Source organism: Arthrobacter sp. UYNi723, from assembly GCF_054057635.1.
In genome coordinates, this window is the sequence record NZ_JBSRZM010000008.1 from 85,020 (window position 1) to 108,314 (window position 23,295).

The window sequence follows — 23,295 nt, forward strand, 5'->3', positions numbered from 1 at the left end:
TGAACCTCTAGAGTATCTAACACATGGTTGGTGGATGGCTCAGCATCGGCACACCGCATATGAATCAAAGCTGGGGTACTGTCGTCATCCATCAGCAAAGGAATAGGGAAATGTCCGCAGAACAGAACTTCTCGAACGCGAAGTTCCTGACCGTGGCCGAAGTGGCCGAGGTCATGCGCGTCTCCAAAATGACCGTCTATCGGTTGGTCCACTCAGGCGAAATGCCCGCGGTGCGTTTCGGCCGGTCGTACCGGGTGCCGGAGAGCGCCGTCGAGCAGTACCTCAAGGGTGCTGTGGTGGACGGGCACTCCGAAACCGCCTGAGCATTACCCGCGGTCAGTGGGCATCGCCAAGAAGCGGTACCCTGTTAAGGAACGTTTTACGTCATTGTAAGAATCTGTCAGTTGTTTCAGTCTGTAGCTCTGTCCACGGACCATTTCCATCAGACAGGTACTGCATCTAGTTTGTGAGGAACTTTCGTGGGTTCAGTTATTAAGAAGCGTCGCAAGCGTATGGCCAAGAAGAAGCACCGCAAGTTGCTTCGTAAGACCCGTCACCAGCGCCGCAATAAGAAGTAGAGATACTTCGACAAGCGTGAAATGCCCGTTGCCTTCCCGGCAGCGGGCATTTTGTTTTCGTCGCGTGCCAGCGGCTGTGCCTCGCCGTCGCTTAGACACGTCCGAAAGGCGCTCCTACGGTCGCTGAGCGACCTTCGTCCCGCGTTCGGCCGCGATGCGCTCCTACGCGAGGCGCAGCAGCTGGCGGGCCGGGTCCTAGATGCGGGGGCCGCGCATCCGGGAGTATCCGCGCCAGAGACCGTACACGGCGCCGCCGGCCGTTGCTGCCTTGAGCCCCAGGGTGGCGGCGCGGCGGCCGGAACGGAAGTCGTAGACCGGCCAGTTGTTGTCCCGCGCGTGGCGGCGGAGCCTGGCATCGGGGTTGATGGCTACCGGGTGCCCCACCAGGGACAGCAGCGGGATGTCATTGTATGAGTCGCTGTAGGCCCAGCACCGCTTGAGGTCCAGGTCTTCGGCGTGGGCCAGGGCCTGCACTGCCACTGCCTTGGCGGAACCGTGCAGGATGTCGCCCACCAGCCGGCCGGTGTACATGCCGTCGGCAACCTCGCCCACGGTGCCCAAGGCTCCGGTCAGGCCGAGCCTGGTGGAAATTACCGCGGCAACCTCGATGGGGGTTGCGGTAACCAGCCAGACCCGCCGGCCCACGCGGAGGTGCTGCTGCGCCAGTGCCTTGGCGCCGGGCCAGATCCTCGACGCGATCATTTCGTCGTAGACCTCTTCGCCCAGGGCCTTGACGTCTTCCACAGTGATTCCCGCGGCGAGGGTGAGGGCGGAGTCGCGGACAGCATGGACGTCGTCCATGTTCTCGCCGCGCGCCACAAATTTGAACTGCTTCCACGCGAACCCCGCAGCCTGCGTCAGGGTGAAGGCGCCGCGTTGGTGCATCTTGCGGGCAACGTGGAAGAGGCTGGCGCCCTTCATGAGGGTGTTATCGACGTCGAAGAAGGCGGCCTCGCCGGTCTGCATCAACGCATCCGGCTGGGTCACCACAGCGACGTACTTCTCCTCGGGCATGTCCACGAGTCTAGTCAATACTCGGTGGCCAGGATTTCAGTGCCAGCGTGAGTGCCAGTGCCCGCCCGGATACCCGCGTCGCCGTACGCCCGGCCGTCGGCCGCTGTCCTCTGCCCTGTTTTCCGCCCAGAAGGGCGATACGGTTAATGCATGGCTAAACCCGAGGTAGTCCTCATCACCAAAGCAGACTGTCACCTGTGCGCAGGGGCGCGCGACGCCGTCGGACGCGTTACTGCCTCGCTGGGACTCGGGTGGACGGAACAGCAGGTGGACGAGCTGCCGGAACTGCGTGAGCGGTATGCGGAGGAAATCCCCGTGGTCCTGGTGGATGGAATCCAACGCGATTTCTGGAAGATCGACGAAGCCCGGCTGGAGCGCGTCCTCCAACGCGCCATGGCCCAATAGGAAAGCGGCCTCGCAGAAATGACACCGGCTTTGTTGGCACCAGCGGCGGGGCTCTAGAGTGGAGTCACGACGCGATGGGATGGAGGGGATAGTGACTTCACTGGATTCATCTCCGCAGGCTGTCCAAGGTGCAGAAACTGGCCACAGTACACAGCCTGTCCACGGGGCACAGCCTGTCCACGGTACAGAGGCCGCCAAGCAAATACCGCCCGCAGCAGTGGCCCGGTTGACCATCTACCTGCGCGCCCTTAACACGCTGCTGTCCGACGGCGTCGAACGGGTATCTTCGGAATCGCTGGCGGAAGCGTCAGGCGTGAGCTCGTCAACCCTGCGCAAGGACCTTTCCTATGTGGGTTCCTACGGCACGCGCGGAGTGGGCTACGAAGTGCAGTACCTGAGCCGTCACATCTCCGCGGCCTTGGGACTGACCCACGACTGGAAGGTCGCCATTGTTGGCGCGGGTAACCTCGGCAAAGCCCTGGCCCGTTACGGCGGCTTCGAGTCCCGCGGTTTTGATGTGGTGGCAATTTTCGACGCCGACCAGATGGTGGTGGGCAATGAGGTGGGCTGGCTGCGCGTCAGCGACGCTGCGGACATGGAGGCCGTGTTGCAGCGGACGGGCGCCAACATGGTGGTCCTGGCACTTCCGGCCCACGTGGCGCAGGCCGTGTGCGACCGCGTGGTGGCGGCGGGTGTCCACAGCATCCTGAGCTTCGCCCCCGTTATGCTGCAGGTCCCCGAGGGCGTCAACCTCCGCAAGGTGGATATGGCCACCGAACTGCAGATCCTCGCCTATCACGCACAACGGGCGCAGACCCCGGACCAGACCGCCTAGTTCGTCGGCGGCTGATGGGGCCCACGCCCGTTAGGGTGTGGATGCGACTCGTTGGTGCTACTGCCCGTAGGGGTTTCCAGGCGTGGTGCCCGGGGCGCCGTACGGGTTAGCGAACGGCTGCTGCTTGCGGAAGTAAGGTGCCGCGGCCGGCAGGTAGAGCAGCACGATCGCTGCGATCCCGGCCAGCGTCCCCACGGTTCCAAGGCTCGGTGGTCCGAAGAGGCCGAAAATGGACAGTGCCGCGAAAACCGTACCGAGGATGCGGGCCCAGTTCTTGCCCTTACGGACGAAGAACGCCACCAGCGCGTACAACCCAGCGCCGATGATGGCGAAGACCACGAGCGACCCGGCGAGGACACCCTTGAAATCGTCGAAGGCAAACTCCGTGCCGGAAGCGCCACCGCTGCGCATGGCGTCTTCGAAGGCGCGGCGCATCGCCGGGTCATCGAGCATGCCAATGCCCATCAGCAGGCTGATGACATACACAACACCCGCGCCAATCAGCAGCCAGAACGAGATATTGACCAGCTGGGGAACCCCGTTGGATCCCGTGGCCTGCGGCTGCTCGGACGGGTACTGCGCGTAAGGGGACTGCCCGTACGGCTGCTGGCCATAGGGCGGAGGCGTGGGCTGGCCGAACTGCGGCGGGTTGTTCTGGCCATACTGCTGGGCGTTCTGCCCGTACCGGGGTGCCGGGGGAGTCTGCTGGCCATACTGCGGGGCGTTTTGCCCGTACTGTGGTGCCGGCGGTGTGGGCTGCCCGAACTGCGGGCTGTTCTCGCCGTAGCGGGGCGCTGGCGGCTGGTTGCCGGGCTCGGGCTCGTTCGGGACGGGAGGCGGGACAGGCGTGCTCATGAGCGGTCCTTTGCAGGTCGGATGTCAGTTCGGCTGCTGGGTGCAGTCCAACTGGCCTGCCCCCAGTACGGCTTACTTCCCACCGTACCCCCGGCGGGTGCCGCGGGGGATCATTCCGGAGAGGTATTCCCACAGAACTCAGCGGGGTCGCGCAAGACTGTGTTTCTACTGGATCCGGTCTACGCGCGGCCCTTGACGGCGTTGAACCAGGCCTGCGAGTTCGGCAGCCACATGAGCACCGTTGCCGCGGCGCTGATGAGGAAGCCCAGCCAGTTGTTGCCGATGCCTTGGCCCATGCCGCCGCCGCCCACGCTGCCGCCAAGCACGGCGAGCACCAGCGAAACGCCGGCCACGATGGTGAGCGCAAGGCGCGCCCATTCCTTGCCCTCCTTCATCTTCAGGACCAGGACAATCTGGGCCGCCGCCAGGGCCAGTGCCACCAGCACCAAAACGAGGACCACCGCAGCCAAGCCGGGTGCCACGACGAACAACGCCAGCGAGCCCAGCACCCCGAACAGGCCGCCAAGGACTCCCAGCATGCCGCCGATGAGCCAGATCCAGTACGACACCTTGAGCTCGGTGGGCAGCCCGGTCACGCTGAACATGCCGGAGAACCCGGCATTGGGCATAACGTCGTTGAAGTTGCGGGGGCCGTCGGTTGGCATCTGAAAGCGGAAGCCGCCCGGCTGGCCGGGCTGGTTGTATGGCTGACCGGGCTGCGGGTAGGCCTGGCCCGGCTGCGGGTAGGCCGGTGGCGGCTGGTAGCCGGCCGGAGGAACGTTGCTGGCAGGAGGAACGTTGGCGGCAGGCGGCTGGGCGCCGGGCGGCTGGGCGCCGGGCTGCTGGGGCTGCTGTGGCTGCGGTACTTCACTGTTGCTCATGGGTCTCACTGTAGACCGCGTGTCAGCCTGTATCTAGGGGTTAAAACAAAGCACCCCGGCCGCCAGATTCCGGGGAAATATGGCGGCCGGGGTGCTTCAGGAAGAAAACTATGCTGCGGGTGCGATGAACGCGAGCTCCAGGTTGATGGCAACTTTGTCGCTGACCAACACGCCGCCGGCTTCCAGCACAGCGTTCCAGGTCAGGCCGAAGTCCTTGCGGCTGATGGTGGTTTCAGCGGAGACGCCGGCGCGGGTCATGCCGAACGGGTCCACGGCCACGCCGTTGAACTCGGTCTCAAGGGCAACGGGCCGGGTGACGCCCTTGATGGTGAGGTCCCCCGTCAGCTCGTAGCTGTTGCCCTTGGCCACGAGCCCGTTGGAGACGAAGGAGATTTCCGGGAAGGCCTCGACGTCGAAGAAGTCTTCGCCGCGGACGTGGCCGTCGCGGTTGACATCGCCGGAGTCGAAGCTGGCGGTCTGGATGGTGGCGCTGATCTTGGAATCGGCCACGTTGTCGGCGAGGTCCAGGGTTGCCACGGCATCCTTGAACTGGCCGCGGACCTTGCTGATGCCCGCGTGCCGGACGGTGAAGGCGATCTCGCTGTGCGAGTTGTCGAGGGTCCAGGTGCCGGTGGTGACGTCTGCGGGAAGAGTCATGGTGTTTCTCCTTGTGTTTGTCGGGTGGTACTTCCGGATAGCTTGACGCTTCATCTGTTGAATCCTCAACTATCCGCTGCATCCAGTATAAACATGCGTTTGCATGTTTTGTTCCGGGTTCCGGAACATTTTTCCAAAAATTTGAGTTCTACTGAATGTAGAAGATTTCGGATCGCACGCCATCTTTGAGAAACTGGTAAACATGCCCCAATCCACTGTCCATCTGCTCCGCCACGGCGAGGTCCACAATCCTGACCGCGTTTTGTACGGCAGGCTGCCCGAATTCCACCTCTCCGAGCTGGGCCGGGAAATGGCGCAGATGCTTGCCGACCACTTCGCCGAACGTGCCGCGCGAGGGGCAAGGATCGTCTATCTCGCGGCGTCGCCGCTGGTCAGGGCGCAGGAGACAGCGGCCCCCACGGCAGAGGCGCTTGGCCTGGAACTCCACACGGACAGCCGCATCATTGAAGCGGAAAACTACTTCCAGGGCATGAAGGTCACCAAGGCCGAGCTCCGGAAGCCCAAGCATTGGCCCCACCTGGTCAACCCGTTCCGGCCGTCCTGGGGCGAACCGTACAAGGCCCAGGCCGCGCGCGTCATGTCAGCTGTTGAGGACGCCCGGCTCCGGGCCATCGAACTGGCCGCCGGCGACTACGGAACCGACGGCCCGGAAGCCATCATGGTCAGCCACCAGCTCCCCATCTGGGCCACCCGCCTCAGAGCCGAAGGCAGGCCGCTGTGGCATGACCCGCGCAAACGCGAGTGCACGCTGACCTCCATCACCTCCCTGGTGTTCGACGACGACGGCTCGCTCCTGCGCGTTGAGTACAGTGAGCCCGCTGCCGTACTTCTTCCCGGTGCCGCCAGCACCCCTGGAGCCTGACATGACGAACAACCGCGCAACATCCCGCGCTATTTCAGGCACCGCATCCCGCCGTGCCATACTCGCTGCCGGCGGCGCCGCCCTGACCGCCCTGACCCTGGGGCTGTCCGCCTGTGCGCAGGAAGACGCCCTCGCCAAGCAGGCCAAAGCCGGCGACAACAAGAACTACGTGGCCGGGGACGGCTCGGTGACCGAGTTCACCGCGGCGGACCGCAAGGCCGCCGTCGCCATTAACGGCACGCTGTTCAACGGCACCCAGATAGCCCCCGCGGACTTCCAGGGCAAGGTGACAGTCCTGAACTTCTGGTTCGCCGCCTGCGCACCCTGCCGCGTTGAAGCACCCATCCTGGAAGAGCTGCACCAGGACTTCAAGGACCAGGGCGTGCAGTTCTTCGGCGTCAACCTCCGCGATGAAAAAGGCACCGCAGAGGCCTTCGACAAGACCTTCAGCCTGACCTACCCCAGCTTCGACGACAAGAACGGCGGCGTGCTCCTGGCCGTCTCCGGGCTGGTCCCGCCGGGGGCAGTCCCCACCACGCTGGTCCTGGACAAGCAGGGCCGCGTGGCCTCGCGCGTGCTGGGCGAAATCCAGAAGGGCACCCTCAAAGCCCTCATCACCGCCGCCGTGGCAGAGTAGCGGCGGCCCCGGACCGTGAACAGCCCCTTCGCCGAAACCATCCTGAACGGCTCGCTCCTGCTTGCCATCCCGGTGGCGCTGCTCGCCGGCCTGGTGTCCTTCCTGTCGCCGTGCGTGCTGCCCCTGGTGCCCGGCTACCTGGGCTACGTCACGGGCCTGAGCGGCGTGGACCTGGAGAAACAGAAGCGCGGCCGGATGCTGGCGGGCATCGGGCTTTTTGTGCTGGGGTTCTCGGTGATTTTCGTGCTTCTGGGCGGCGCGTTCGGCCAGCTCGGCACCCTGATCACCGGCTCGCAGAATGCCTGGATCACCCAGCTGCTGGGGCTCCTGGTCATCCTCATGGGCGTAGTGTTTATGGGCGGTTTCGGCTGGCTGCAGCGTGATGCGAAGATCCATGCCAAGCCGCCGGCCGGCCTGTGGGGCGCGCCGTTGCTGGGCCTCACGTTCGGCCTGGGCTGGGCCCCGTGCATCGGGCCCACCTACTCCGCCGTCCAGCTCCTGAGCCTGTCCGGCGGTTCCTCCGCAGCCAAGGGTGCCTTTCTGGCATTTGTCTACAGCCTGGGCCTGGGCATCCCGTTCCTGCTGATCGCCCTGGCGGTGCGACGCGGCATGGGCGTGATGTCCTTCTTCCGCACGCACCGCCTGGCCATCCAGCGGATCGGCGGCGGGATCCTGGTGGTGCTGGGCCTGCTGATGGCCAGCGGCGTCTGGGGCACCTGGGTCACCGAGTTGCAGTACTGGTTCCAAACCGATGTGAAGTTGCCGATCTGATGAGCGAGCGCGTGAAAGCAAACAAAAAGTCCCCGGCCCCCGTTGCCGCCGCCAGAACTGAGGCGGCGCTGCCAGTCCTGGGGCCGGTGGAGATGCTGCGTTGGGCCTGGACCCAGCTGACCAGCATGCGCACGGCGCTTTTCCTGCTGCTGCTCCTGGCGGTCGCCGCGGTGCCCGGTTCGCTGTTCCCGCAGCGCCCGGCCAACCCGTCCATCGTGACGCAGTACATCAAGGACAACCCGGAGTACGGGAAGCTGCTGGACACCCTGCAGCTCTACGACGTCTATTCCTCAGCCTGGTTCTCTGCGATCTACATCCTGCTGTTCATCTCGCTGATCGGGTGTGTGGTCCCGCGCGCCATCGCCCACTACAGGGCCATGCGCTCCCAGCCGCCGCGGACCCCCAAACGTCTCTCCCGCCTCCCGGAGTACGGCACCCTGGTGGTTCCCGCCGACGCCGGCCTCCCGGCGTCGGACGCCATCCGCAGCGCCGCCGGGGTGCTGAAGAAGCGCGGCTACCGCGTTGAAGTGAGGAACGACGACGGCGCGCGGCCGTCTTTGGGCGCCGAGCGCGGCTTTGCCAAGGAAGTGGGGAACCTGGTGTTCCACACGTCGCTGATCGGCGTGCTGGTTTCGGTGGCCGTGGGCGGCCTGTTCGGCTACAGCGGCCAGCGCATCCTGGTGGAGGGCGACACTTTCGTGAACACCCTGGTGGGCTACGACCAGTTCACCCCCGGCACCAACTTCCAGTCCAGCCAGCTGCAGCCGTACTCCATCCAGCTGGACAAATTCGACGTCTTGTTTGACCGCGAATCACCAGGAAAAATCGGCCAGCCCATCGACTTCAACGCCGAAGTCACCACGCGGGAAACCCCGGACTCGCCCGCCAAGCAGGAAGTCCTGAAGGTCAACGATCCCGTGACCCTGGGCGGCACCAGCATCTACCTCACCGGCAACGGCTACGCGCCCGTGGTGACCGTCCGTGACGGCGCCGGCAACGTGGCCATGCAGGGTCCCGTGGTGGCCAAGCTCCAGGGTGACAACTACTACTCGTCCCTGGTGATCAAGGTCCCCGACGCACGGCCCGAACAGCTGGGCTTTGTGGGGTTCTTCCTGCCCACGGCGTTTATCACCGAGGAGGGCGTGTCCTTCAGCGGCGATCCGGACCTCTTCAACCCGCAACTGACCCTGAACTCGTACTTCGGGGACCTTGGCCTGGACGCCGGCTCGCCGCAGAACGTCTTTGAACTGGACGTCAGTGACCTCACGCCGCTGAACGCCCGCAACCTGGACGCCGGCGGCATTACCCTGGCTCCGGGCAGCACCTACACCCTGCCGGACGGCAAAGGCAGCATCAGCTTTGACAGCGTGAAGCGCTACGTGGGCGTGGACATCCACCACAACCCGGGCCAGCTCTACGCCCTCATTTTCGCGCTGCTGGCCGTGGGCGGCCTGATCGTCTCGCTCTACGTGAACCGGCGCCGCGTCTGGGTGCGGACCGGGACCCACGAGGACGGTCGCACCATGGTGGAGTATGGCCTGCTTGCCCGCGGTGAGGACCACCGGCTCGCCGCGGAAGCGGTTGCCGTCAGGAAGCTGCTGTCCGAAGAGTGGCAGCTTGCGGATTCCGATTCCGGCGAATCTGCTGACGATTCCGACTCCAGCGTCACCCAGCAAACTCCCAGCCGCCAGGACGATAATGGCGAAGACTCGCTCACCACCCCAGCAGGCCCCACCGGGCCGAAAAAGGACCACTAATGCCGTTCGCCATCAACGAAACCATGGGCCAGTACAGCGAGCTGTTTATGCTGCTCGCCGCCGGCACGTACACCGTGGCCTTCATCGCCTTCGCCTGGGACCTCGCCAAGAGCAGCAGGGCGCTGGGCGCCATTGACCTGAAGGCGGCCGAGGCTGCCGGGACCAAGGTGCCCGCGATGGCCGGCGCCGGTGCGTCTGCTGGTTCTGCTGCTGGTTCAGCCGCGGCAGCCGACAGAGTGGCAGCGGACAGGGTGGACTCGCACCTGGCCGGACCGGTGGGACGGGCCGAGCGGCCGTCGTCATCCGTGGCCAAGCGGGGCGGCGACGCTTCCGGGGCAGGGCAGACCGCCGACGCCGATATGCGCTATGCGGCGGAACGGCGCGTTCCGGGGCGCGTCGCAGTTGCCCTCACCGTCCTCGGCGTGCTGATCCATGCCGCCGGCGTCATCACGCGTGCCGTGGGTGCAGGCCGGGTGCCGTGGGGCAACATGTACGAGTTCCTGACCACCGGCGCCTTTGTGGCCGTGGCCGTGTTCCTGCTGGTACTGATCCGCCGCGACCTGCGGTTCCTGGGCACGTTTGTGGTGGGCCTGGCCATCATCATGCTGGTGGCTGCGTCGGTGGCGTACTGGACCCCCGTGGGCCACCTGGTCCCGGCGCTGCAGAGCTACTGGCTGATCATCCACGTCTCCATCGCGGTGCTCTCCTCCGCGCTCTTCACCCTTACGTTCGCCATGTCCGCCCTGCAACTGGTGCAGTCCCACCGGCAAAAGACGGTGGCAGTCGGCGGTGCCGACAAGCTTGGTTTTATGCGCCTGGTTCCCTCGGCACTGAGCCTGGAAAACCTGTCCTACCGCATCAACGCCATCGCCTTCATCGGCTGGACCTTCACCCTCATGTTCGGTGCCATCTGGGCTGAAAAAGCCTGGGGCCGGTTCTGGGGCTGGGACACCAAGGAAGTCTGGACCTTCGTGATCTGGGTGGTCTACGCAGGCTACCTGCACGCCCGCGCCACGCGTGGTTGGACCGGCACCCGCGCCGCGTGGCTGTCGATCGTTGGCTACCTCTGCGTGGTCTTCAATTTCACCATCGTGAACCAGTTTTTTAATGGCCTGCATTCCTACTCGGGCCTCTGAACTGGGGTTTCTCCGGATGTCCGCACAAGCGGCCACATAATACGCCAATCGATGTATGAATAAGGGTGTTGCCCCGCAGACGGTGATGCTACCTTGGTGGGAGTTGTCAGTGATGAAGCTCGCAGACAACTAGCTGCGTTTTGCCCGAGGTGCCCATGAGCTATGTTCTCGCCGTAGACGTCGGGACCAGTTTCACTGCCGCCGCCATAGTCCGAATCGATCAGGACGCTTCACGTGTACCGGAGAGCCTGCCGCTGGGGCTCCGCGGAACGGCTGTTCCTTCTGTGGTCTACTACCCCGAGGAAGGCCCCATCCTGGTGGGGGAGGCGGCCGAACGCCGCGGCCTTGACTCTCCGGAGCGGGTGGTGCGGGAGTTCAAAAGGCGGGTCGGAGACGACGTCCCCATTGCCGTCGGCACGCTTTCCCTCCCAGCTGAGGACGTCTTCGCCACGATGGCGCGCTGGGTCGCAGACCGGGCTGAAGAGCGCGAGGGCGCGCCGCCGTCGGACATTATCCTTTCCCACCCTGCCTCCTGGGGCGCGCACCGAACGCAGCTCATCCTCGCTGCCCTCGCGGACAAAGGCCTCGCCAAGGTCACCCTGATCAGCGAGCCGGAAGCGGCGGCGCTGCACTACGCCGCCCAGGTGCGCGTGGAGGATGGCAGCACCATCGCCGTCTACGACCTCGGTGGCGGGACCTTCGACACCGCCGTCCTGAAGAAAACGGACGCCGGCCACTTTGAACTGCTGGGCCGTCCCGAAGGGATCGAGGGGCTCGGCGGCGCCGACTTCGACGCAGCTGTCCTGCGGTACGTTGCCGATCACGCCGGGCAGGGCCTGGCCAATCTTGACCCGTCGGCGCCCGGCGCCCTGGCGGCGCTGTCGCGCCTGCGGCGGGAGTGTGTTGAAGCCAAGGAGGCACTGTCCGCGGACAGCGAGGCCAGCATTTCGGTGCTGCTGCCGGGGTTCCAGCAGCAGGTGCGGCTGGTCCGTTCCGAGTTCGAGGCAATGATCAGCGAGCCCATCCGGGAGACAGTGGATGCCCTGGAGCGTTCGCTGCAGGACCTGGGGCTCACCCCGGCTGACCTGTCCGCGGTGCTTCTCATCGGCGGCTCCTCGCGCATTCCCCTGGTGGCGCAGCTGATTTCGGAGCAGCTGGACCGGCCCATCGCCGTGGATGCCGATCCCAAGTCATCCATCTGCCTCGGCGCCGCGGTTGCCGCCCTCCGCACGCAGCCGGAGGGGGCCGCGCAGCCCGCTGCCCTGACCGCACAGCTGGCTAACGCCGTCGTACTCACGCAGGCTGACGGGCATCATGGAGCTGCCAGCCGACGAGCCAGCTGGTCCCGGCACGCCGACGCCGGTGCTGCAGCACTCGCCGCCGGTGCCCATGCCGCCGGGCGCAAGGGCGGAGCGCATGCCCCCCGTCCGTCCGTGCGGCTCACCGCCGTGGCAGCGGTGGCGGCGCTCTTCACCGGGCTGACGGCGACTGCAGCCCAGAGCCCGGACGGACTCGGCAGCCTCTCGGCGATGTTCGCCGCGCCGGCAGATGCAGCGAAGGACACCCCAAGCGCTGCTCCTCCTGACGGAACCGGCGGGCCTGGCTCCGGTGGCCCCGCGGCAGGAGCAGGCGCGGCAGGAGCAGGAGCAGGCGCGGCGCAGGTCCCCGTGCAGGGGATTGAAGCCAGCGCCCAGTTGCAGGACAGCAGCACGCCGGCCAGTTCCTCGGGACTGGACATTGCTGCCTCGTCCACCAGCAGGCCACCTACCGAAGCAGGCCAACCAGCCGCCGGCGGGGCCGCTGCCGGGACGGGCACTTCTGGTGAGCCTGCACAGGGTTCCGGAGGCTCCACCCAGGGTCCGGTGACCAACCTGACGACGGACCCGGTTCCGGGCCCGGTCCCATTGCCCGTCGATCCTATAAAGGATCCGACCACTGACCCGGGCCCTGATCCGACCACAGACCCGGCTCCCGATCCGACCACCGACCCTGCACAGGATCCCACCACTGATCCGACCACTGACCCGGTTTCGGATCCGACCACCGACCCTGCACAGGATCCCACCACTGATCCGACCACTGACCCGGTTTCGGATCCGACCACCGACCCTGCGCCGGATCCGACCACTGACCCGGCTCCCGATCCGACCACCGGCCCGGCTCCCGAGCCGTCGTCGGCACCTGCGCCGGAGCCCGATACGACGACGGACCCTGCGCCAGTTCCCGACCCGTTCGCGGAACCGTCCCCCACCACGGATCCCGTGCCAACCACCGAACCGGCGGTCTGAGGCATGGCCGCCGATCAAACTCAGCCCGAACGGGAACTGCGCGAGGCAGGGACGTCGGCTCCCGCCGGAGCCGCTGACATGTCACAGCAGTTGCGGGGCGAGAATGCGGCAGTCCGTGAACTCCTGCTGGCGCTGTCTGTGGGGTTCACCTTGCCCGGTCCGCTGCCCGGTGAGCTGGCGCACAAGCTGGAAAGCCCTGACAGTCCGGGCATGGACGCCGTGGTAAACCGCGCCGAGGCCTCGGGCCTGCTGCTTGCCGACGGGACCGTCGTCGGACCCGCGCAACATGCGCTCCTGAACGGCACGCCCACAGCCCGTGTGCATGCATTGCAGCGGGAACTCGTCGGTTTTGTTTCGGCCGAGGGCCGGCCCTTCGGCGACCTTGCCCGCGAGCTGGCGAGGGGCGGACTGGCGGACCCGAGGGTCGCCGCCGAACTCGAAGCCGCAGCGGACAAAGCACTGCAGCACAACCCCGGTCTGGCCGCCCAGCTGTACAGCGAAGCGCTGCTGGCAGGGGTGGACGAACTGCGCATCGCTGCCCGCCGCGCCCAGGCCGCAGCCGCCACGGGCGACCTCGACGCCGCCGGCCGGATTATTGACGGGCTCTTGGTGAGCTCTGATCCGCCGGATGTCAGACTTGGCGTGGATGTTGCTGCTTCCGTCTGGGCACAGCGCGGGCTGCTGGTCCGCAGTGCCGACCTCTATGCCTGGCTTGGTCCGGCGAACATGGGCCGGTCCGCCCCGCTTGCCGCGGTGGCCATGATCGGCAGCGGCGACCGGGCGGGCGCGGAAGAGGTCTTTCCCGCCGGGTCGGCACCGGTGTCGCCCACCCTACTGGCGGTGGCGCTTTCGCAAACGGGCAAGGGCGTGATGGAGTCGATGGAGCGGGATCCACACAAGGGCCTTCCCCTGCTGATCCATGCTTCGGACATGCTCAACGCGTCCGGTTCGGCGCTGCCCCTTCCGGACACCCCTGGAGCGTTGGCCGCGTTACTGGCCCTCCACAGCGGTGAATCCCACGTAGCGGACACCATCATCCGCTCCGCCGTCGCCGCGAGGCAGGGCGGTGACGCCGCCAAGCCACGGCTCCACCTCTTGCAGGCGTGGTCGGCCATGCAGCAGGACGATGCTGGCGAAGCACGGCTGGCCATCAACGAAGCCTCCAAAGCCAACCACTGGCCGCTGGTTCCCAGGGACGAGTTCCTGTGCGCGGCCCTGGAAGTGGGCCTTGCGCGGCGTAGCGGCGACGTCCATGACCTGGTGATGGCCTGGGAGCGCGCCCGCGAAGCGATGCTGCACTCCGCCGTCGACCTTTACAGCCTGCTGCCGTGGGGCGAACTGATGATTGCTGCCGCCCGGTTGCGGGAGACACGGCGCGTCGCGGATTATCTGGATGAAGCGTGGGCTCTGCTGACCAAGCTGGGGGAGCCACCCCTGTGGGCCGTTCCGCTTCACTGGGCGGCGGTCCAGGCTGCCCTGCTGAACAAGAGCCCGGCCGACCTTGCCCCGCACGCGGCAGCGCTGGTGCGGGCCGCGGACTACAGTCACATGGCCGCTGTGCTCGCCGCCGCGGGCAAGGCCTGGGTCAGCGTCCTGGCCGGCCGGTTCCAGGCGACGGATGTGGAGAACGCTGCCCGGGGACTGAAAATGGTGGGCATGCCGTGGGAAGGGGCCCGGCTGGCAGGACATGCGGCCGCGCAGGTAGACGAGCGCAGGGACATGATGCGGCTCCTTGCCTGCGCCAGGGACCTCCACCCGCAGGGCAGAACCACAGGGCCACCCGACGGGCTGTCACCGGAAGTACGCCGCAGCGCCGCCGAGAACAACCATGGCGCGCATCCTGACGCCTCGGGGCTCAGCGAACGCGAAAAGGAAGTGGCGCGGTTGGTCCTGGAAGGGAAGACCTACCGGGAAATCGGCGAAGCCATCTACATTTCCCCCCGGACCGCTGAACATCACATTGCCAGGATGCGGCGGAGGCTTGGGGCCGAAAACCGCTCCGATCTGCTGGTGCGCCTGAGGCTGGCGCTAAGGGCAGATCATCCGGGCCCGGACTGAGCCCTGCTGCCCCTAGCCACGAAACAGGCAAACCCCTAATGCGGGGCATCCGGGTACGGGGCCACACCCGATGCCCGGCCCCTACGAAGGACCTTAGGTTTGATTTAAGCCCGGCACCGAGGCCCGGCGATCCACAACTCCGAGAAGATTTGAGGACCATCCAATGCCTACACTCGCAAACCAGCTCGTCCAGTTCCTGATGGGCCTGTTCAACAACCCCGCCGCTGCCCAGGAGTTCCTGAACGATCCGGAGCGTTCACTCGAGGGTGCCGGCCTGCGCGAAGTCTGCTCCGCCGATGTTGACGCCGCTATGCCGGTTGTCCTGGACTACGCACCCATCACTGTCAATGCTTCTTCCTTCGACCGGGAGTACAACACCGGCGGGAACACCTCGTGGACCGGCGGCAACGGCGGCGCCGGCCACACCCCTCCACCGGCGGGGCACGACCACCATGACGATCACGCCCACGCCGTCCAGCAGCTGCACCACGTGGTGAACAACTACTCCTACACCTCAACGGTGGATGACCGGGACACGATCACGGACCAGTCGGTCAACCAGAACATCTGGGCCGACGGCGACGTGAGCCAGTGGTTCGACAACGAGGCTGTCATCGCATCCGGCGATCAGGCCCTGGCTGCCGGCGACGACAACAACGTCCGGGACTCCTACAACACCACCGACTCCTACAACACGGACAACACCACGGACAATTCCACGGACAACTCGATCACCGCCGGCGGCGACGTCAACATCGGCAACAGCGATCTGGATGTGGCCGATTCGTTCAACACCGACGTTGACCTTGATGTCGCTGATTCGTTCAACGACAACTCGGACAACTCCGATAACTCCGATAATTCGGACAACTCGGATAACTCGGTGGACAACTCGGTGAAGATTGAGGATTCCTTCCAGGACAACTCCGATAACTCCACCGAGGACAACTCCATCGTAGTAAACGACAACTCGGACAACTCCATCGAAGACAACTCCACCACCGATGTTGCGATTGAGGATTCCTTCCAGGACAACTCGGATAACACCACCAACACCGAGGTTGCGGTTGAGGACTCCTTCAACGACAACTCGCAGGCGGAGACCACCGAGGTGAAGGTGGTTGATTCCTTCAACCCGGTTGAGGTTGTGGTTGAGGATTCTTTCCAGGACAACTCCACCGAGGACAACTCGACGAACACTGACGTGGCTGTGGACACCGACGTCGCGGTCGAAGATTCGGAGATCAGCCTATAAACATCAAGTTCCGTGTACCGGGAGCGCCCGGCAGGAGGCCATCGACCTCCTGCCGGGCTCTTCGCGGATTATCCCCCGCCCCACCCGCACTCCTGCTGCAAAGGACAGATCATGGCTGAATCGCAACGACCGGGAGGTCCTGGACGTGCGCCGGTGCCGATGAACGCCGTCCAGCTGGCATTGCTGGTGGAGCAGGGCATCGAGCTGGTGGGGACAGGGGACCGCGCGGACCTGCGGAAACGCCTGGACCAGACCCTGCGCCGGCTGAAGGATCCGAGTATCCGCGTGATCGTGGTGGGGGAATTCAAGCAAGGAAAAAGCAAACTTATCAACGCCCTGGTGAACGCCCCGGTGTGCCCTGTCGACGACGACATCGCCACCTCGGTGTCCACCGTGGTCCGCCACGGGGAACCCGCGTCCGCCGCCATCCTGCTGCCCAAAGCCGGCACAGAGCCCGGCGACGAAGCCGCACTGGAGCGGCAGCCCATCAACATAGCGGACCTGGCGGCTTACGTTTCCGAGCGGGGCAACCCCGGAAACGTCAAGAAGCTAGTAGCGGCCGAAGTTTTCCTGCCCCGCAAGGTCCTGGCCGGCGGGCTGACGGTCATCGATTCCCCGGGTGTGGGGGGACTGGGCTCCTCGCACACATTGACCACCCTCACAGCCTTGCCCACAGCGGACGCCATGCTGCTGGTTTCAGATGCCTCGCAGGAATACACCGAGCCCGAAATGCGGTTCCTGCGCCAGGCCATGCGGATCACCCCGAGCGTTGCGGGCATCCTGTCCAAAACGGACCTGTATCCGGACTGGCGGCGTGTGGAGGCCATGGACCGTGCCCAGCTCGCGCAGGTGGCGCCGGACATCCCGCTGTTCGCGGTTTCCTCGGATCTCCGGCTGGAGGCTGCACGCCTGCAGGACAGCGAACTCAACGCCGAGTCGGGTTTCCCCGTGCTGATCGGCCACCTCCGGAATGAAATTGTGGGCAAGGCGGAGCGGCTGCAACGGCGCTCCGTCAGCCAGGACCTGCTCTCCGTGACTGAGAACCTGCGCCTGTCCCTGCGGTCCGAGCTGGGAGCGCTTGAGGATCCTGACGGGACGCCGCGGATGATTGCAGGGCTGGAGGAGGCGAAGTCACAGGCCGATGAGCTGCGCAAACGTTCCGCCCGGTGGCAGATTACGCTCAACGACGGCATCGGCGACCTGATCGCGGACATGGAGTACGACCTCCGGGACCGCCTGCGGCGCATCCAGCGCGAAGCCGAGGCCGCTATTGACCAGGGCGATCCCGGCCCCACCTGGACCCAGTTTTCCGCGTGGCTCGAGGAGTGCGCCGCCGCCGCGATCTCGGACACGTTTGTGTGGGCCAGCGAACGCGCGCAGTGGCTGGCCGCACAGGTGGCGGAGCATTTTTCAGAGGACGAAGTGGCCCTGCCGGTGCTTCACGTCTCGGACACCGACGACGCGTTGGACCCGGTGGACAACATGCCAAGGCTCGACGACGGGCACATCAACCCCCTGCAGAAGGTCCTGATCGGCATGCGCGGATCCTACGGCGGCGTGCTGATGTTCGGGCTCCTGACCGGGATTTTCGGCATGGCCCTGATCAATCCCCTGTCAGTGGGCGCGGGCCTGCTGCTGGGCCGCAAGGCGTACCGCGAGGACAAGGAAGCAAGGCTGAAGCGCCGGCAGGCCGAAGCCAAGGCGCTGGTCCGCCGGCAGCTGGACGATGTCACCTTCCAGGTGGGCAAGCAGCTCAAGGACCGGCTCCGGCTGGTGCAGCGCTCCACCCGGGACCACTTCACGGAAATCGCGGACGAACACCATCGCTCCCTGGCGGATTCGGTGGCGGCGGCCCAGAAGGCAGCCACCACCTACACGCTGGAAAAGGACATCCGCATCCGCGAGATCAAGGCCGAGCTCAAGAAGGTGGACGCCCTGCACCATGCCGCCGGCCTGGTGGCCGCCGAAGTGGCCCAATCCCCGGGGCCGCAGGCCGCGCAGTCTCCGGCCGGGCGCGCAACGGCGATGGGGAACCCGGCGTCGGGAAACCCGACGACGGGCAGTCAGTCGGTGGGCACGGCGCCGGTGGGTTCGGCGGGCAGATGAAGGAGTCCATCAGCGCGGGAGTGGCGGACCTGATCCAGGACGCCCTGCTCGTGTATGCGGACGACCCCGCTGCGGCTGCGGCATTGGAGACTTATGCCCGGCGGCTGTCCGAGCCCCTCAGGCTCGCTGTGGCAGGCATGGTCAAGGCGGGAAAATCCACGCTGCTGAACGCCATCATCGGGGAGGAGATCGCCCCGACCGACACCGGGGAATGCACAAGGATTGTGACCTGGTACCGCTACGGGCACACGCCGCGGATCACGGCCTACCCCATTGCCGGTGAACCGCATATCCTGCCGCTGAAGCGCGTGGACGGCCGCCTGGTGTTTGTCCTGGGAAACGCCCGCGCCGAGGACATGGAACGGCTGGTGGTGGAGTGGCCCTCGCCGGCCCTGCGCGAGCTCACCCTGATAGACACTCCGGGAATCGCCTCGTTGTCCGAAAACGTCTCTGCCCGGTCCACCGATTTCCTCATCCCCGTGGACGCGCCCTCCGAGGCTGATGCCATCATTTACCTCATGCGCCACATGCACGCCTCGGACCTGCGGTTCCTCGAATCCTTCAGGGATACCGAGGCGGGTAGGTCGGGAACCGTGAACGCCCTTGCCGTGCTGTCCCGTGCCGACGAGATCGGTGCGGGCCGTATTGATTCGCTGCTCTCCGCGGGTGACATCGCTGACCGGTACCGCCGGGACCACAGCCTGCGGAAGCTGGCGTTGGGGGTGGTCCCGGTGGCCGGGCTGCTGGCACAAAGCGCACGCAGCATGCGCCAGTCGGACTTCGAGTCCATGCAGGTCCTGGCCGGCATGGAGCGGTCGGCCCGGGAGCGGATGCTGCTCTCGGCGGACAGGTTCATCAGGGCCACTGTCCCGCAAAGCCTGGGCGCCGAAGCCCGCGCCTCCCTCCTTGAGCGGTTCGGGCTGTTTGGGATACGGCTGGGCGTGGTGCTGATTCGGAGTGGCTTCACGGAACCCACGCCACTGGCGCATGAACTGGCCCGGCGCAGCGGGCTGGACCCGTTGCTGCACCTTGTGGCCCGGCAGTTTCAGGCCCGCGGGGATGCCCTCAAAGCCCGCAATGCCTTGGTGGGAGTGGAAAGCTTGCTGCGCACCGCGCCCAGGGAGGGGGCCGGCCGCCTGGCCGCAGCCTTGGAACGCCTTCAGGCCAACGCCCATGAGTTCCGTGAGCTCCGCCTGCTCGCCACGATCCGTACCACGGGGGTATCCCTCAGTGATGAATTGGCGGTGGAGGCTGAAAGGCTGGTCGGCGGCTGGGGTGCGGCGCCCGCCTTGAGGATGGGGCTGGCTCCGGATGCCGGACCGGACATAGTCCTGGCCGAAGCCCGCCGCTTCCTAAACCGGTGGCGGACGGTATCGGAAAACCCGCTGACGGAGCGCTCAGCCGTGGAGGCCTGCCGCGTGGTGATGCGCAGCTGTGAGGGCGTTGTGGCTGAATGTTCGGCCCTGCAGCTCCACCCGCAGTCCGCCTGAGGTCAGCCCTTATTGCCGCGTCCGCGCCGGCCTGACCTGCGCCGACTGGATCCGCGCTGCCTTGAGCCACCCGCCCGCCGACGGCACAAAAACCGCCACAAGGCCGAGGAACGCAAGGAGTAACTGGGCTCCCCAGAGCAGGACAACATAGCTGCCGGCGTCGCCCTCGGGGACGAGGAAAGCCGCGGCCACCACCATGACCACCACCTGCCCGGCCAGCAGGGGGATCATCAGCCAGCGGGACCAGCCGCGGCGCGCTGAGAAAATAGCCAGCGCCGCCGCTTCGAGCAGGATCACCAGCAGCAGGGCGCCCAGGCTACCCCAGAAAACAATGGCCGTGGATGTGGTCACAGCATCAGGTCCGCCGCCGGGGGACATCTGGTCCACCACAGTGCGGAGCCGCTCCAGGTGTGAGTCGAGGGTGAGGAAGGAGCCGATGAGTACGGCGAGGCCGGCAACGAAGCTGAGCAGCCAGAGTGTCCGCGCCAGACGGACGCTCCGCGGTGTCGGCGGAATGACCACGATGGGCGCCGGCGCGGCGTAGGACAGCCCGGGCCGCGGCGGCGGCGGAGGGGGCGTAGCAGCCCCGGCGGGTGCAACTGGCTGTTGGGATTCTCCGTCGGGGTGCTGGGCCATGTATCTCCTACTTTACGTCGCCGGTATCGTGCGTGTCCGCGTCTCCCGTGCTCGCATCGCCAGCTTCCTCGTGGCCGATCCCACCCTTGCCCCGCGTACCGGCGTTGTCCTGTCCGGTGCCAGCGGGACCGCCGTCGGCCTTGGCCTTCGCCTCAAGGTCATCCTTGAGCTTCTTGAGGCGGGCAGCTTCGGTCTGGTTGCGTCGGCGCATTTCCAGGTTGCGGAGGAAATCGGGATCATCATCCGGCGCGGTGGGGTGGCTGCGTGGTTGGCGGACCGGGGCTGAGTCACGGGGACGGCCGATTAGCAGCCACAGGATGGCGCCGAGCACCGGAAGGACAATCATCACCACGATCCAGGCCGGCTTGGAGATCCCGCGGGTGAGGCGGCCGTCAGTGCGGATCACGTCCACCAGGCCATACACAAAGATGACGAGAACGGCGACGGCGAGAACCACACGGAAGAGCATGCCATTAAGTCTATCGTCCGCAGGCCGGGGGCGTTCAGGGAAGGCGGCTAAACTTGTACCGTGGCTTTTCTGAAATACTCCCTGATCCGGCTGGCGCTGTTTGCGCCGCTCTTTGTGCTCTTTATGTTCCTGAAGCTGGGGGCGGTGCTGTCAGTCATCTGCGCAGCGCTGATCGCGTCTGCGGTCAGCTACCTTTTCTTCCAGAAACAGCGCGACGCCGCCGCTGCCGCCATTCACGGACGGCTCTCCGGCAAGGCCAAGCCGTTGCGAAGTGAAAGCGAGGTGGCCGACGCCGAAGCCGAGGATAGCCTCCTGGACGCCAACCCGGATGTCACCATCCGGAACAGCGGCCCGAAGGCACCCGAAACGAAGGCACCCGAAACCGGAACACCGGCCCCGAAGACGCCCGACGTTTAGCCCCGCCCCGATTCGGCCTAGAATCCGTGGCTGAGCACCAGTCCCAGTGAGAACAGCAGGCTGTAGCCGAGGTTGATCAGGCCGGTCTGCTGCAGCACGGGAATGAGGCTTTTGCGCTTGCGGCCGTTGATCATCAGCCAGGCGGGCATCAGGCAGGCCGGGATCAGCAGCAGCACGATCAGCATCCACGGCCGCCCGGGAGCCAGGATGACCACCAGCAGGATGGCCACGGCCAGCATCAGCACGTAGCTTTCGCGGGCGTGCTTGTCGCCCAGGCGCACGGCCAGGGTCTTTTTTCCGGCCTGGATGTCGGTGGGGATGTCGCGGACGTTGTTGGCCATCAGCAGGGCGCAGGCAATGAGACCGGTGCCGATCGCGCCGATAACGGCCGACAGGTTGACCTGGCCGGCCTGGGTGTAGGTGGTGCCGAGCGTTGCCACCAAGCCGAAGAAGACAAACACAAAGACGTCGCCCAGGCCCATGTAGCCGTAGGGGTTCTTGCCGCCGGTGTAGCCCCATGCGGCCATGACGCAGCCGACTCCCACCAGGATCAGCCACCAGCTCTGGGTGATCACCACCAGCGCCAGGCCGAACAGCATGGCCACGGCGAAGGCGCCGAACGCTGCATATTTGACGTGTTCCGGCCGGGCAGCGCCGGAGCCCACCAGCCGCAGCGGTCCAACCCGGTCCTCGTCGGTGCCGCGGACACCGTCGGAATAGTCGTTGGCGTAGTTCACGCCGATCTGCAGCAGCAGCGCCACCAGGGCGGCCAGCACGGCATTAACGGGGCGGAACGAATCCAGCTCGTAGGCCGCGGCGGTGCCGATCAGTACCGGGGCGATGGCGGCCGGCAAAGTGCGGAGGCGGGCGCCTTGGATCCATTGTGCGGCTGTGGCCACGGTCAGTACCTCGTGTTGGGTCGGGAGAACGGCGAAACGGTGGTGGCGGCCGCGAACGGGCGCCGGTGCAGCTCTACTCTACTTTCCCTGATGCAGCGCGTTGAGCCGGTCGATCATCGCCAGACGGTCCGGCTTGCCGTTGGTAAGCATCAGCAGTTCCGGGGCAGCCAGCACGGTTTTCGGCGCCAGGAGGCCCAGCCGCCGGTGCCATTCCTCCTTAAGTACGACGGCGTGATCCCCGGTGGGGGTGCCCGCGGCGCCTGCGTCGAGCGCAACAAACGCGGCCACGGCCTGGCCCCATTCCGTTGACGGGACACCCGCCACAAAAGCCGCCGCGACGCCGTCGGACTTTTCCAGCTCTTCCTGCACATGCGCGGCGGAGACCTTGACGCCGCCGGTGATGATGACGTCGTCGGCGCGGCCCAGCACGGTGAGCCGGCCGTCCGCGTCCAGCGTGCCGAGGTCATTGGTGCGGTACCAGCGGACGCCGTCCTCCTCGAAAAACGTGTCCGTCGCTTCGGGCGCATCCACGTACCCTGCGGCCACGGTGTCGCCGCCCAGCAGGATACGGCCGTCGTCGGCCACCCGGACCTGGACGCCTTCCAGCGGCACGCCGTCGTACACGCAGCCGCCGCAGGTTTCGGCGGACCCGTAGGTGGTGATCACCCTGACGCCGGCCTCGCGGGCGGCGTCCAGCAGCCCGGCCGACGCCGGTGCGCCGCCCAGCAGGATGCCGTTGAACCGCCGCAGGACGGCCAGGGTCTCCGGCGACGGCGCCTCCAGGAGGCGTTGGAGCTGTGTGGGGACCAGCGAGGTGAAGCGGAACTTGTCGGTCAGCTCCAGGGCACCGGCCGTGAACGCCTCGGGGGTGAAACCGCCGGACATGTCCATCACCCACGGGCGGGTGCCGGCGAACAGTGACCGCACCAGGACCTGCACGCCTGCCACGTACTGCACGGGGAGGGCCAGGAGCCACTGGCCCTCGCCCTTGAGCGCAAGGGCGGTGGCCATGGATGAGGCCGCCAGCGCCTCGACGGTCAGGATGGTGGCCTTCGGCGCGCCCGTGGAGCCGGATGTGCGGACCACCGCCACGGCGTCATCGCAGCCGGGCGTCTCGGTGTGTCCCACCACCAGTTCGCCGTTGGGGCCCACGGAAAGTTCGACGGCGGGTCCCTCGCCGTGGAGGGCGGCGGCCAGGGCTTTGAGCACCGGGTCGATGTCCGTGGGACCGATGGTCTGGGTTCCGAGATTCATGTGCCGTCCTGCCT

The 23,295-nt window shown here is 66.2% G+C and carries 23 protein-coding genes; 15 read left to right on the forward strand and 8 right to left on the reverse strand.

The annotated features are described in order from the left end of the window. Positions 1-110 precede the first annotated feature (110 nt). A complete protein-coding gene (locus ACVWY0_RS08495; RefSeq protein WP_058931377.1) occupies positions 111-323 on the forward strand; it encodes a helix-turn-helix domain-containing protein in 213 nt (70 codons plus the stop codon). A 156-nt stretch (positions 324-479) separates the two neighbouring features. Then, positions 480-578 (forward strand): 30S ribosomal protein bS22, encoded by a 99-nt coding sequence (locus ACVWY0_RS08500; protein ID WP_003792170.1) that lies wholly within the window; start codon positions 480-482, stop codon positions 576-578. Between the two features lie 195 nt (positions 579-773). Here the strand turns inward: ACVWY0_RS08500 and ACVWY0_RS08505 are convergent, their stop codons facing one another. Next, positions 774-1,592, reverse strand: coding sequence for an HAD family hydrolase (locus ACVWY0_RS08505; protein ID WP_485836303.1), 819 nt, complete (start codon positions 1,590-1,592; stop codon positions 774-776). A gap of 150 nt (positions 1,593-1,742) precedes the next feature. Between ACVWY0_RS08505 and ACVWY0_RS08510 the strand changes: the two genes are divergently transcribed. Next, positions 1,743-1,997, forward strand: a complete 255-nt coding sequence (locus ACVWY0_RS08510) for a glutaredoxin family protein (RefSeq protein ID WP_485836304.1) — start codon at positions 1,743-1,745, stop codon at positions 1,995-1,997. Between the two features lie 91 nt (positions 1,998-2,088). Continuing rightward, positions 2,089-2,832: a redox-sensing transcriptional repressor Rex gene (locus tag ACVWY0_RS08515; protein ID WP_485836305.1), complete on the forward strand. Its 744-nt coding sequence runs from the start codon at positions 2,089-2,091 to the stop codon at positions 2,830-2,832. A gap of 57 nt (positions 2,833-2,889) precedes the next feature. On the opposite strand, the gene ACVWY0_RS08520 is transcribed toward ACVWY0_RS08515, so the two are convergent. From ACVWY0_RS08520 to ACVWY0_RS08530, 3 genes are all read right to left on the reverse strand, one after another. Next, on the reverse strand, positions 2,890-3,687 hold the full coding sequence (locus ACVWY0_RS08520; protein ID WP_485836306.1) for a hypothetical protein: 798 nt from the start codon (positions 3,685-3,687) through the stop codon (positions 2,890-2,892). A gap of 179 nt (positions 3,688-3,866) precedes the next feature. Beyond that, complete coding sequence (locus ACVWY0_RS08525) at positions 3,867-4,568, reverse strand: hypothetical protein (protein ID WP_485836307.1); 702 nt, start codon at positions 4,566-4,568, stop codon at positions 3,867-3,869. 108 nt (positions 4,569-4,676) lie between these two features. After that, a complete protein-coding gene (locus ACVWY0_RS08530) occupies positions 4,677-5,225 on the reverse strand; it encodes a YceI family protein (RefSeq protein WP_252570272.1) in 549 nt (182 codons plus the stop codon). A gap of 202 nt (positions 5,226-5,427) precedes the next feature. On the opposite strand from ACVWY0_RS08530, the gene ACVWY0_RS08535 reads away from it, so the two are divergent. The 10 genes from ACVWY0_RS08535 to ACVWY0_RS08580 all read left to right on the forward strand — a co-directional run bounded on the left by ACVWY0_RS08535 (position 5,428) and on the right by ACVWY0_RS08580 (position 19,606). Then, positions 5,428-6,108: a histidine phosphatase family protein gene (locus ACVWY0_RS08535; RefSeq protein WP_485836308.1), complete on the forward strand. Its 681-nt coding sequence runs from the start codon at positions 5,428-5,430 to the stop codon at positions 6,106-6,108. Between the two features lies 1 nt (position 6,109). Next, complete coding sequence (locus ACVWY0_RS08540) at positions 6,110-6,745, forward strand: TlpA family protein disulfide reductase (RefSeq protein ID WP_485836309.1); 636 nt, start codon at positions 6,110-6,112, stop codon at positions 6,743-6,745. 15 nt (positions 6,746-6,760) lie between these two features. Then, complete coding sequence (locus ACVWY0_RS08545) at positions 6,761-7,516, forward strand: cytochrome c biogenesis CcdA family protein (RefSeq protein ID WP_104060448.1); 756 nt, start codon at positions 6,761-6,763, stop codon at positions 7,514-7,516. Continuing rightward, positions 7,516-9,273: a cytochrome c biogenesis protein ResB gene (resB, locus tag ACVWY0_RS08550; protein WP_485836310.1), complete on the forward strand. Its 1,758-nt coding sequence runs from the start codon at positions 7,516-7,518 to the stop codon at positions 9,271-9,273. The genes ACVWY0_RS08545 and resB overlap by 1 nt, the downstream gene beginning before the upstream one ends. Beyond that, positions 9,273-10,409, forward strand: a complete 1,137-nt coding sequence (ccsB, locus tag ACVWY0_RS08555; protein WP_485836311.1) for a c-type cytochrome biogenesis protein CcsB — start codon at positions 9,273-9,275, stop codon at positions 10,407-10,409. Before resB ends, ccsB begins: the two co-directional genes overlap by 1 nt. Before the next feature lie 155 nt (positions 10,410-10,564). Next, positions 10,565-12,697, forward strand: coding sequence for an Hsp70 family protein (locus ACVWY0_RS08560; protein WP_485836312.1), 2,133 nt, complete (start codon positions 10,565-10,567; stop codon positions 12,695-12,697). Between the two features lie 3 nt (positions 12,698-12,700). Then, on the forward strand, positions 12,701-14,755 hold the full coding sequence (locus ACVWY0_RS08565; RefSeq protein WP_485836313.1) for a LuxR C-terminal-related transcriptional regulator: 2,055 nt from the start codon (positions 12,701-12,703) through the stop codon (positions 14,753-14,755). A gap of 163 nt (positions 14,756-14,918) precedes the next feature. Next, positions 14,919-16,010 carry an IniB N-terminal domain-containing protein gene (locus ACVWY0_RS08570; RefSeq protein WP_485836314.1) on the forward strand — a complete coding sequence of 364 codons (1,092 nt, stop codon included), beginning with the start codon at positions 14,919-14,921 and terminating at the stop codon, positions 16,008-16,010. 159 nt (positions 16,011-16,169) lie between these two features. Continuing rightward, a complete protein-coding gene (locus tag ACVWY0_RS08575; RefSeq protein ID WP_485836374.1) occupies positions 16,170-18,116 on the forward strand; it encodes a dynamin family protein in 1,947 nt (648 codons plus the stop codon). Further along, a complete protein-coding gene (locus ACVWY0_RS08580) occupies positions 18,113-19,606 on the forward strand; it encodes a dynamin family protein (RefSeq protein WP_485836315.1) in 1,494 nt (497 codons plus the stop codon). The genes ACVWY0_RS08575 and ACVWY0_RS08580 overlap by 4 nt, the downstream gene beginning before the upstream one ends. Before the next feature lie 9 nt (positions 19,607-19,615). On the opposite strand, the gene ACVWY0_RS08585 is transcribed toward ACVWY0_RS08580, so the two are convergent. Together ACVWY0_RS08585 and ACVWY0_RS08590 are read right to left on the reverse strand one after the other, a co-directional pair. Further along, positions 19,616-20,242: a hypothetical protein gene (locus ACVWY0_RS08585; RefSeq protein ID WP_485836316.1), complete on the reverse strand. Its 627-nt coding sequence runs from the start codon at positions 20,240-20,242 to the stop codon at positions 19,616-19,618. Between the two features lie 7 nt (positions 20,243-20,249). Continuing rightward, a complete protein-coding gene (locus ACVWY0_RS08590; RefSeq protein WP_485836317.1) occupies positions 20,250-20,711 on the reverse strand; it encodes a PLD nuclease N-terminal domain-containing protein in 462 nt (153 codons plus the stop codon). 60 nt (positions 20,712-20,771) lie between these two features. Here ACVWY0_RS08590 and ACVWY0_RS08595 point away from each other — a divergent pair, with 60 nt between their 5' ends. Further along, entirely contained in the window at positions 20,772-21,128 is a 357-nt protein-coding gene (locus ACVWY0_RS08595; RefSeq protein ID WP_485836318.1) for a DUF4229 domain-containing protein, read from the forward strand. Between the two features lie 17 nt (positions 21,129-21,145). On the opposite strand, the gene ACVWY0_RS08600 is transcribed toward ACVWY0_RS08595, so the two are convergent. Next, complete coding sequence (locus ACVWY0_RS08600; RefSeq protein ID WP_485836319.1) at positions 21,146-22,027, reverse strand: 1,4-dihydroxy-2-naphthoate polyprenyltransferase; 882 nt, start codon at positions 22,025-22,027, stop codon at positions 21,146-21,148. 78 nt (positions 22,028-22,105) lie between these two features. Further along, positions 22,106-23,281: an AMP-binding protein gene (locus ACVWY0_RS08605; RefSeq protein WP_485836320.1), complete on the reverse strand. Its 1,176-nt coding sequence runs from the start codon at positions 23,279-23,281 to the stop codon at positions 22,106-22,108. Positions 23,282-23,295 lie beyond the last annotated feature (14 nt).

Coding starts and splice junctions, on each gene's coding strand:
- ACVWY0_RS08495 (WP_058931377.1), top strand. CDS start 111: ATGTCCGCAGAACAGAACTTCTCGAACGCGAAGTTCCTGACCGTGGCC.
- ACVWY0_RS08505 (WP_485836303.1), bottom strand. CDS start 1,592: ATGCCCGAGGAGAAGTACGTCGCTGTGGTGACCCAGCCGGATGCGTTG.
- ACVWY0_RS08510 (WP_485836304.1), top strand. CDS start 1,743: ATGGCTAAACCCGAGGTAGTCCTCATCACCAAAGCAGACTGTCACCTG.
- ACVWY0_RS08520 (WP_485836306.1), bottom strand. CDS start 3,687: ATGAGCACGCCTGTCCCGCCTCCCGTCCCGAACGAGCCCGAGCCCGGC.
- ACVWY0_RS08525 (WP_485836307.1), bottom strand. CDS start 4,568: ATGAGCAACAGTGAAGTACCGCAGCCACAGCAGCCCCAGCAGCCCGGC.
- ACVWY0_RS08530 (WP_252570272.1), bottom strand. CDS start 5,225: ATGACTCTTCCCGCAGACGTCACCACCGGCACCTGGACCCTCGACAAC.
- ACVWY0_RS08535 (WP_485836308.1), top strand. CDS start 5,428: ATGCCCCAATCCACTGTCCATCTGCTCCGCCACGGCGAGGTCCACAAT.
- ACVWY0_RS08540 (WP_485836309.1), top strand. CDS start 6,110: ATGACGAACAACCGCGCAACATCCCGCGCTATTTCAGGCACCGCATCC.
- resB (WP_485836310.1), top strand. CDS start 7,516: ATGAGCGAGCGCGTGAAAGCAAACAAAAAGTCCCCGGCCCCCGTTGCC.
- ccsB (WP_485836311.1), top strand. CDS start 9,273: ATGCCGTTCGCCATCAACGAAACCATGGGCCAGTACAGCGAGCTGTTT.
- ACVWY0_RS08560 (WP_485836312.1), top strand. CDS start 10,565: ATGAGCTATGTTCTCGCCGTAGACGTCGGGACCAGTTTCACTGCCGCC.
- ACVWY0_RS08565 (WP_485836313.1), top strand. CDS start 12,701: ATGGCCGCCGATCAAACTCAGCCCGAACGGGAACTGCGCGAGGCAGGG.
- ACVWY0_RS08570 (WP_485836314.1), top strand. CDS start 14,919: ATGCCTACACTCGCAAACCAGCTCGTCCAGTTCCTGATGGGCCTGTTC.
- ACVWY0_RS08575 (WP_485836374.1), top strand. CDS start 16,170: ATGAACGCCGTCCAGCTGGCATTGCTGGTGGAGCAGGGCATCGAGCTG.
- ACVWY0_RS08580 (WP_485836315.1), top strand. CDS start 18,113: ATGAAGGAGTCCATCAGCGCGGGAGTGGCGGACCTGATCCAGGACGCC.
- ACVWY0_RS08585 (WP_485836316.1), bottom strand. CDS start 20,242: ATGGCCCAGCACCCCGACGGAGAATCCCAACAGCCAGTTGCACCCGCC.
- ACVWY0_RS08590 (WP_485836317.1), bottom strand. CDS start 20,711: ATGCTCTTCCGTGTGGTTCTCGCCGTCGCCGTTCTCGTCATCTTTGTG.
- ACVWY0_RS08605 (WP_485836320.1), bottom strand. CDS start 23,281: ATGAATCTCGGAACCCAGACCATCGGTCCCACGGACATCGACCCGGTG.